Annotated in this window: 10 protein-coding genes; 8 read left to right on the forward strand and 2 right to left on the reverse strand. The window is 57.6% G+C overall.

What is annotated here, in order from left to right; translation table 11 throughout:
* On the forward strand, positions 1–245 hold a 245-nt coding region (locus tag H5U08_RS07040; protein WP_297031615.1), incomplete at its 5' end, for a hypothetical protein.
* A 345-nt stretch (positions 246–590) separates the two neighbouring features.
* Positions 591–1,319 (forward strand): ImmA/IrrE family metallo-endopeptidase, encoded by a 729-nt coding sequence (locus tag H5U08_RS07045; protein WP_297031617.1) that lies wholly within the window; start codon positions 591–593, stop codon positions 1,317–1,319.
* Between the two features lie 40 nt (positions 1,320–1,359).
* Here the strand turns inward: H5U08_RS07045 and nikR are convergent, their stop codons facing one another.
* Both nikR and H5U08_RS07055 read right to left on the reverse strand, forming a co-directional pair.
* Positions 1,360–1,785 carry a nickel-responsive transcriptional regulator NikR gene (gene nikR / locus H5U08_RS07050; protein WP_297031619.1) on the reverse strand — a complete coding sequence of 142 codons (426 nt, stop codon included), beginning with the start codon at positions 1,783–1,785 and terminating at the stop codon, positions 1,360–1,362.
* 45 nt (positions 1,786–1,830) lie between these two features.
* On the reverse strand, positions 1,831–2,583 hold the full coding sequence (locus tag H5U08_RS07055; protein WP_297031621.1) for a YebC/PmpR family DNA-binding transcriptional regulator: 753 nt from the start codon (positions 2,581–2,583) through the stop codon (positions 1,831–1,833).
* A gap of 647 nt (positions 2,584–3,230) precedes the next feature.
* Here H5U08_RS07055 and H5U08_RS07060 point away from each other — a divergent pair.
* The 6 genes from H5U08_RS07060 (at position 3,231) to H5U08_RS07085 (ending at position 7,197) form a co-directional block, all read left to right on the forward strand.
* The gene (locus H5U08_RS07060; RefSeq protein ID WP_297031622.1) at positions 3,231–3,827 is read left to right on the forward strand and encodes an HNH endonuclease; all 597 of its coding nucleotides are present in this window, start codon (positions 3,231–3,233) and stop codon (positions 3,825–3,827) included.
* 156 nt (positions 3,828–3,983) lie between these two features.
* A complete protein-coding gene (locus H5U08_RS07065; protein WP_297031624.1) occupies positions 3,984–4,319 on the forward strand; it encodes a metalloregulator ArsR/SmtB family transcription factor in 336 nt (111 codons plus the stop codon).
* Positions 4,320–4,449: 130 nt separating this feature from the next.
* On the forward strand, positions 4,450–5,823 hold the full coding sequence (locus H5U08_RS07070; RefSeq protein ID WP_297031626.1) for a permease: 1,374 nt from the start codon (positions 4,450–4,452) through the stop codon (positions 5,821–5,823).
* Between the two features lie 36 nt (positions 5,824–5,859).
* Positions 5,860–6,096 (forward strand): thioredoxin family protein, encoded by a 237-nt coding sequence (locus tag H5U08_RS07075; RefSeq protein WP_297031628.1) that lies wholly within the window; start codon positions 5,860–5,862, stop codon positions 6,094–6,096.
* A gap of 60 nt (positions 6,097–6,156) precedes the next feature.
* The gene (locus H5U08_RS07080; protein WP_297031631.1) at positions 6,157–6,585 is read left to right on the forward strand and encodes a putative zinc-binding protein; all 429 of its coding nucleotides are present in this window, start codon (positions 6,157–6,159) and stop codon (positions 6,583–6,585) included.
* An 87-nt stretch (positions 6,586–6,672) separates the two neighbouring features.
* Entirely contained in the window at positions 6,673–7,197 is a 525-nt protein-coding gene (locus tag H5U08_RS07085; protein WP_297031633.1) for a nitrophenyl compound nitroreductase subunit ArsF family protein, read from the forward strand.
* Positions 7,198–7,206: the final 9 nt, after the last annotated feature.

Here is a 7,206-nt window from a genome sequence, read left to right on the forward strand (position 1 = left end):
ACCCTACGTTTCAGCAGGTGCAGGCCCTGCGATCTCAGAGACTGAACACCCTGGTGTACAGTGTGCGAAAGACCGATGTGACAGTAACGGCCAACGGGGTGCCGATCATCCGTTACACGGGCGACCTCGCGTCTCTCACGCTGCCGCAGGGTTGGGGCACCATCACGGCTTCTCGTATCTTCTTTGCCACCCGCGGGGCGATGTATCAGATCACCCGGGCAGAGCTCCGCGATCTCGGACCATAAAAGCCCTGAAACATTGAGCATCTGTTCATCGATCCCGTTCCCCGCGGACGACAGGCGTTCTCTTCCACGGATTTTGCGGAAAGGCCCGCCTGGCAGGTCCACATCCCCATTTTTGTGGCGTCCATTTGACGGACCGGGCTCCAACTGCCGGTTGGACGATAGGGACGATTCATGAATCGCTCCTACCAACGCATTGTGCCCGTGAGATCTCATGAGGCTTTCACAAGCGTGGGGATGCGTCAGCTTGGGTGCGTGTTGACGAAGGCGACTTCCGTGGTTATAAGTGTACATATGTACACATTCCCGGCCCAGGGCTGGCCTTTTTCAGAGAAGGGGGGAGATCGCATGTTGCGAGAGTTCACGCCGCTTGCCGCTCACCGGCTCGATGAGTTCTGCCAGCATCAATTGGAAAGCACAGGTCTGATTTTTCCACCGGTGGACGCCTTCCAGCTTGCGGCTCTTCTCAGGTTCGAAGTTGTGTTCGACGTGGCACACCCCCAACGGGCGAGTTGCGTCACGCTGCGGCATGGAAACGGCGGACAGCGGCTCATCGTCGTGCGGCCGGAGGAACGCGTGGAACGCCTTCACTGGGCCGTTGCCCATGAGTTGGGGGAATTCTTTGCCGCGGAGGCGATTCGTACCTTGGGAACTCCGGTGGACGATGTGGAACCACCTCACCGGGAATGGCTCGCCAATCAACTGGCCAGGCGTCTCCTTGTTCCCTCTCGCCCGTTTTTCGTTGACCTGCAGCGATTAGATGGGGACCTGATCGCACTCAAGAATCGTTTCAGCACCGCCAGCTATGAGGTGCTCGCCAGGCGGATGCTGGATGCCACTGATCCATCCGTCATCACCATCATGGATCAGGGAAGAATCACGTTCCGCAGAAGTAATGTGCTTGAGCGAGTACCTGGATTGACCGCGATGGAAAAGGTGGTCTGGCTTCGCGCTCACCAAACGGGGCTTCATCAGCGGGAAGAAAGCGAGAGCGAGCAAGTGCAGGCTTGGGCCATCCACGAGCCCGGCTGGAAGAGGGAAATCATTCGCACCACAGCGGCCTGGATGAATTGGTGATCGGCACCAAGATAAATTTTTTGCCCGGCGTGAGTTGACACTATTTCCTGGACTCGTCGTGAGGAACGGTCCCGATCACCAGTTCTCCTTTGTGCACTCCTTTCAGCCCGCGAAGTCGGGCCGCGATTTCGCGAAGTTGCCGGGCTGGTCCCCGCAGCAGAATGACCTCCAAACAGAGATCATGCGTCAGGTGCGCATGGACCACCGAAATGACGAGATCATGGTGATCGTGCTGGAGTTTCATAAGCTGGTCGCGGAGCTGACTGCGATGATGATCATACACCAGCGTCAAAGTCCCCGCGACATCGTCTGCATCTTCGATCCATGCACGCCGCGCCAGCGAGTCGTGGATGAGCTGGCGAATCGCTTCGCTTCGGGTGGCAAAACGCTCTTCGCGACAATATCGCTGAAACCGCTTCAGCAGGTCCCGTTCCAGCGAGACAGAAAAGCGAACAATCTTTGACACGCGATCCCCCTGTCTTGTCGCTCTGCTCGAAAGAACTTGTCCCGGTCAGGACTGCGCAATCTCCGCCATCACCTCATCGGGAATGTTGAAGTTCGCCGACACGTTCTGGACATCGTCGTGTTCGTCGAGCTCTTCCATGAGTTTCAACACTTTCCTCGCTGTGTCTGCATCCAGGTCCACGTAGTCTTTGGGAATACGGGTTACCTCCCGGGATTCGCAGGGGATACCGGCCTGGTCCAGCGCCTCACTCACATCGGAAAACTTGCTGGGGTCGCACGTGACTTCGAACTTGTCGCCCGCCTGTTTGATGTCCTCGGCCCCGGCCTCCAAGGCCACCTCCATCAACCGCTCTTCGGAGACCTGGTCCGCAGGAACAATGAACAGACCCTTGGTATCGAACATCCAGGCGACACATCCGGTGCTTCCGAGCTTCCCATTGTGAAGTTCAAAGCACTTGCGGATTTCCGCGGCTGTGCGATTGCGATTATCGGTGAGGACGTCGCACATGATGGCCACGCCGCCCGGCCCGTAGCCTTCGTAGGTCACTTCTTCCAGGGCCGCCCCCTCAATTTCCCCCGTGCCGCGCTTAATTGCCCGCTGGATGTTATCCTTGGGCATACCGACCGCCTTGGCAGCTTCAATGGCCGCCCGCAAGCGAGGGTTCATTTTCGGATCTCCGCCCCCGATTCGGGCCGCAATAATGATCGCTTTGGACACCTTGCTCCAGATTTTCCCCCGCTTGGCGTCCACAATAGCCTTTTTGTGTTTGATACTCGCCCAGTGCGAATGCCCGGCCATAGAAGATACTTCCTTTTCTTTTTCGCCACAGACGTCGCTGGTGTCTGACATTGTTATCGCCTTGGCTTCCCGCTCCCTCTTAACTCAGTATATCACTCGGCCAATTTAGGCCACAAGAACCGAGACATTCTTCACAGGCACATGCCTGGCACGTCCGCGGCCGGAGGGATCCGTTCCTGCCTGTCGGCGTTTGATAATCCGAACTGCTTACCAGGGCCCCACCAGCGTGTTTCACTCAAAAGATTTCTCGGAGAAAACCGCTTGTCCGATCACGTTGCCAGCTTCGCAGAATCCATTCCACCGGTCGGCCTCTGGCCGCTCGGTTCAGTGCCTGGTTAGAACGGTAGGGACCATTTCATGGATGGCCCCTCTAGCCCAATCTGCCCGTGGTGTGTTGTGGGCTTTTGCAAAAGTGACGATGGGGCAGCTTTTCGGGTTGTTGCGGCTCTCCGCACGATCGGTTACACTGACTAACAGGGATGGTCTGTGCAGACAGAGAAGTTCGGCACGGCATCAGGGAAAGACCGCCCGGGTGGGGTTGGTGAAGTGACGGCCGAACCTGCAACCGTTCTCGAGGGTGCCCATGGGGCTTCCTGAGGGGCGCAGATCTCTGCTTCTTTCGACCGCCCATAGTATAAGGTGCCGCTGTGGCTGCCGGTGTACTTCAACGGCCGACGCTTGTGCTCAACCGACATTGGCAACCGATCCACGTAGCGACGGTTGCACGGGCCCTGGTTATGGTGTACCAGGGGACGGCCCTCATCGTCGATCCTGAGGACTTCAGCACCTACACCTGGTCTGACTGGACACAATTGGCCCCCGCCGAGGGTGAGAGCTTCATCCAGGGGGTCTCCTTCCGGCTCCGCGTCCCGGAGGTGATCACGTTGCGTGAATACGATGGCGTGCCCCACTCCAGCGTTCCGTTCAGCCGGCGGAATCTCTTTAAGCGTGACCACAACACCTGCCAGTACTGCGGCAAGCAGTGTCCGCCAGATCAACTGACGATTGATCACGTGATTCCCCGGGCAAGGGGCGGTGAGTCCACCTGGGAGAACTGTGTTCTGGCCTGCGTGGACTGCAACCGAAAGAAGGGCAATCGCACCCCCGAAGAGGCGGGAATGAAGCTCCGCCGCAAGCCGACCCGGCCGAAATGGCGCCCCATCTACGCCGCCCGTGAGATTCGCATCGAAAGCTGGAATCGCTTCATCAGCGAGGCATACTGGAACGTCACCCTCGAGCGGTAGACAGAATCCCCTTGGGATTTTCGTCGAGTTTTTATAAAGTCGGCCGGTCTTGCCACCGATTTCAACTCCGGCTATGCTTGCACATGTGTGCAATTGCCAAACACACCGAACCGGCCCGGCGTAGTACAAACAGATATGCAGGAGCGTTTCCCAGCCATGACCAGTAAGCTTGACCCCAAGGTGCGTGCTCGGTGCGAAAGCCGGGCACAGGTGATCAAAGCCCTGGCCCATCCCTCCCGGCTGATAATCCTCGAGGAATTGGGGAGGGCGGGAGAGAAGTGTGTTTGCGAGCTGGCGGACCTCCTGGGCCTGGATATGTCCACGACTTCCCGCCATCTCAGCCAGATGAAGGAGGCCGGTATCCTGCAGGATGAAAAAAGGGGACAGATGACGTTTTACAGGCTTAGGACACCCTGCGTCCTCCAGTTTCTCGACTGCATTGATGGGGTTATCCAGCAGGGGCTGGAGAGCAGGCTGAAGCTGCTCCGCTGAGTTCCCTGGGACGCGACAAATCCGGTAGTCCGGGCGGCTTTCCCGAGGAGTTGCTCGGGATTTTTAAAGGAAGTGATATTGCATATTTAGCCAAATACGCATAAACCTATCAAAAGGGAGTTCGCTGACCATGACGCGAAAAGACTGGGGAATTTTGGCCGCTCTGGTGATCGTGTTCCTCCTGGCGTACTTTCTCAACTTCAGTTCGCCGAGGATTCAGAACGCGGTCATGGAAGCCTTTCTCATGTTGCAGTGGTACGCGCGAAACCACACCCTCGCCTGTGTCGTGCCGGCCATGTTCATAGCGGGCGGAATTGCCACCTTCCTTTCCAAAGAAGGCGTTCTGCGACACCTCGGACCGCAGGCCAACAAGATCGAAGCCTATGCGGTGGCCTCGGTTGCAGGAACCGTGCTGGCCGTCTGCTCCTGCAGCGTGCTTCCCATGTTCGCGGGAATCTACCGGGTAGGCGCCGGACTGGGGCCTGCGGCGGCTTTTCTCTACTCCGGCCCGGCGATCAATGTGATGGCCATCTTCCTTACAGCTCGGGTCCTGGGTTGGGACCTGGGAATTGCCCGGGTGGTGGGTGCGGTCGTTTTCGCCGTGGTCATCGGCCTCATCATGTCCTGGATCTTCCGCAAAGAAGAAACAGAGCGAATCAAGGCATTCATGGCCCTTCCTCCGTCGGCGCCACCCAAGCGCAAGCTCTGGCAAAACGCGGCGTTTCTCGGGGCGATGGTCCTTTTCCTGGTGTTTTCCGACTGGAGCGACCCGAGTCGTACCCGCGTGGAATTCAACCCTGACACTCAGGTGACGCTCATGGACGGTTCCGTCCGTCAACTCAAGACGACAGGACCGATCGACGTGGCGGTGCTCCAGGAAACCACGACAACTTACCGCCTGCAGATGGAGGAAACCATCCCCGAGCTTTCCAAAGGAATGAAGTTCAATGTGGACAAGCGGTACATCCGCAGCATGGCTCAGGATACCCCGCCGGGTTATGAATTCGCGGCCTGGGTGTATCGCAACCGCTGGTACTTTGCCGGTGTGTTCCTGTTGCTGACGATAATCATGGCTTTCTCCTGGTTCGAAAAGGCGGAATTGGGAGCCTGGCTCGGAGAGACGTGGTCATTCGCCAAACAGATCATCCCGCTCTTGTTCCTCGGCGTGTTTGTGACGGGCTTCGTGGGAGCTCTGCTTCCCGAAAAAGTGGTGGGATCTCTCGTAGGAGGAGATAACTTGCGGGCGAACCTCGTGGCGTCGGTCATCGGCGCGGCATGGTATTTCGCCACACTCACCGAAATCCCCATTCTGGAAGCGTTGATCGGTTTGGGGATGGGGAAAGGTCCCGCACTGGCACTGTTGCTGGCCGGGCCGGCCCTCTCCCTTCCCAGTATCGCGGTCATCTACAGTGTGTGGGGATTTAAGAAAACAGCCACCTTCGTGGTACTCGTTGTGATCATGAGTACTATCGTGGGAATGATTTTTGGAGCGTTTTTCGTCTGATTTCGTGAACCCTGCCAACGGAAAGGAGATGTTGCCATGAAACTCATTCAGGTTCTCGGTCCCGGATGTGCCAAGTGTCAGGCCCTTCTCAAAAATGCTGAGGAGGCCGTCAAGCAACTGGGAATGGAGGCACACATTGAGAAGGTATCGGACATTAACATGATCACAAGTTTCGGCGTGATGATGACGCCGGCTCTCGTTGTGGACGGTGAATTAAAGCTACAGGGCAAGGTGGCCAGTGTTGACGAGATCAAGCAAATCCTGGCGGGCTGAAGGCCCCTGGAACAAGCTGTCAGTCGCCCGGCACCTCAACCTGCGCAGGAAATTGACAAAATGGCCGAAGAGACCAGTGCACGGCCGTGTGCTTGTTGCGGCACAGAGGTCGCTGTTCTTGCCTGTTCGGGGGTCTCCAACCTGGGGCACCTGGCAGACCTTGCTGCCCGCGAGCTGAGCCACCGTGGCTCGGCCCGCATGGGATGCCTGGCGGGGATCGGGGCAGGAGCCGCGGGCAGCATTAGCGCCGTCCGCAACGCCCGCCGTGTTTTGGTCATCGACGGTTGTCCCACCCAGTGCGGACGCCGTACCCTGGAGCGGGCGGGCCTTACAGAGTTTGTTTCTATACGGGTGGACCAACTCGGTTTTAAACGGGGTGAATCGCCTGTCACTCAGGAAAATGTGCAGCGGATTGCCGACGAGGTGTGCCGCATCCTTTCGGCGGGACGCCCCGCAGAGGGTGAAGCGGATTCCGCCTGTTGTCAATAATGGACATTTTAGAGGCGTGCGTGGCCCGGCGAGCCTGTTGGAGATGACCGGGAACCGGTTTCGCGACATCATTCGGGAGGATTGATTATGAGTCAGGGAGCGCATTGGCGGAACGTTTTTACGGGCGTGATGCTCCTTTTGGCCGGCGCAGCCCTGGGGGCGGCAGTGGTCAAAATAGCGGGAAACGGCACACCGCCGTCGCAGACGGTGACGGCTTCCCCTGCTGCTGCCAGCGGTCCCGCCCAGGAGCCAGCGCCGCAAATCATAAAGGACGGCGTGCTCGTCTATCTCTTCCATGGCAATGTGCGGTGTCCTACATGCCTGGCCATCGAAGCCAGCACGAAAGAAGTGCTCGAGACGAACTTTGCAGGGGAATTAAACTCGCGCAAGATCATTATCCGTGAATTGAACTACGAAAAGCCGGAAAACAAACAATATATCGAAAAATATAAATTGATCGCCCCGACGGTCGTGATGGTCCGTATTCGCGACGGGGAAGAAAAGGAATTTGTTAACCTCATGGAAGTCTGGCAGTGTGTGGGCGATAAAGAGGCATTCACACGCCTTATTGCCGATAACCTGAAAAAGATGCTCCAGGATATAACAGGTTAGTTGGGTGCG

Origin of the sequence: Thermogutta sp. (assembly GCF_014359955.1) — a bacterium.
In the GTDB taxonomy this organism is placed as follows: domain Bacteria; phylum Planctomycetota; class Planctomycetia; order Pirellulales; family Thermoguttaceae; genus Thermogutta.

Excerpts from the sequence above, each read along its gene's own strand:
- H5U08_RS07075 (WP_297031628.1), top strand. The coding sequence starts at position 5,860 with ATGAAACTCATTCAGGTTCTCGGTCCCGGATGTGCCAAGTGTCAGGCC.
- H5U08_RS07055 (WP_297031621.1), bottom strand. The coding sequence starts at position 2,583 with ATGGCCGGGCATTCGCACTGGGCGAGTATCAAACACAAAAAGGCTATT.
- H5U08_RS07080 (WP_297031631.1), top strand. The coding sequence starts at position 6,157 with ATGGCCGAAGAGACCAGTGCACGGCCGTGTGCTTGTTGCGGCACAGAG.
- H5U08_RS07045 (WP_297031617.1), top strand. The coding sequence starts at position 591 with ATGTTGCGAGAGTTCACGCCGCTTGCCGCTCACCGGCTCGATGAGTTC.
- H5U08_RS07085 (WP_297031633.1), top strand. The coding sequence starts at position 6,673 with ATGAGTCAGGGAGCGCATTGGCGGAACGTTTTTACGGGCGTGATGCTC.
- H5U08_RS07065 (WP_297031624.1), top strand. The coding sequence starts at position 3,984 with ATGACCAGTAAGCTTGACCCCAAGGTGCGTGCTCGGTGCGAAAGCCGG.
- H5U08_RS07070 (WP_297031626.1), top strand. The coding sequence starts at position 4,450 with ATGACGCGAAAAGACTGGGGAATTTTGGCCGCTCTGGTGATCGTGTTC.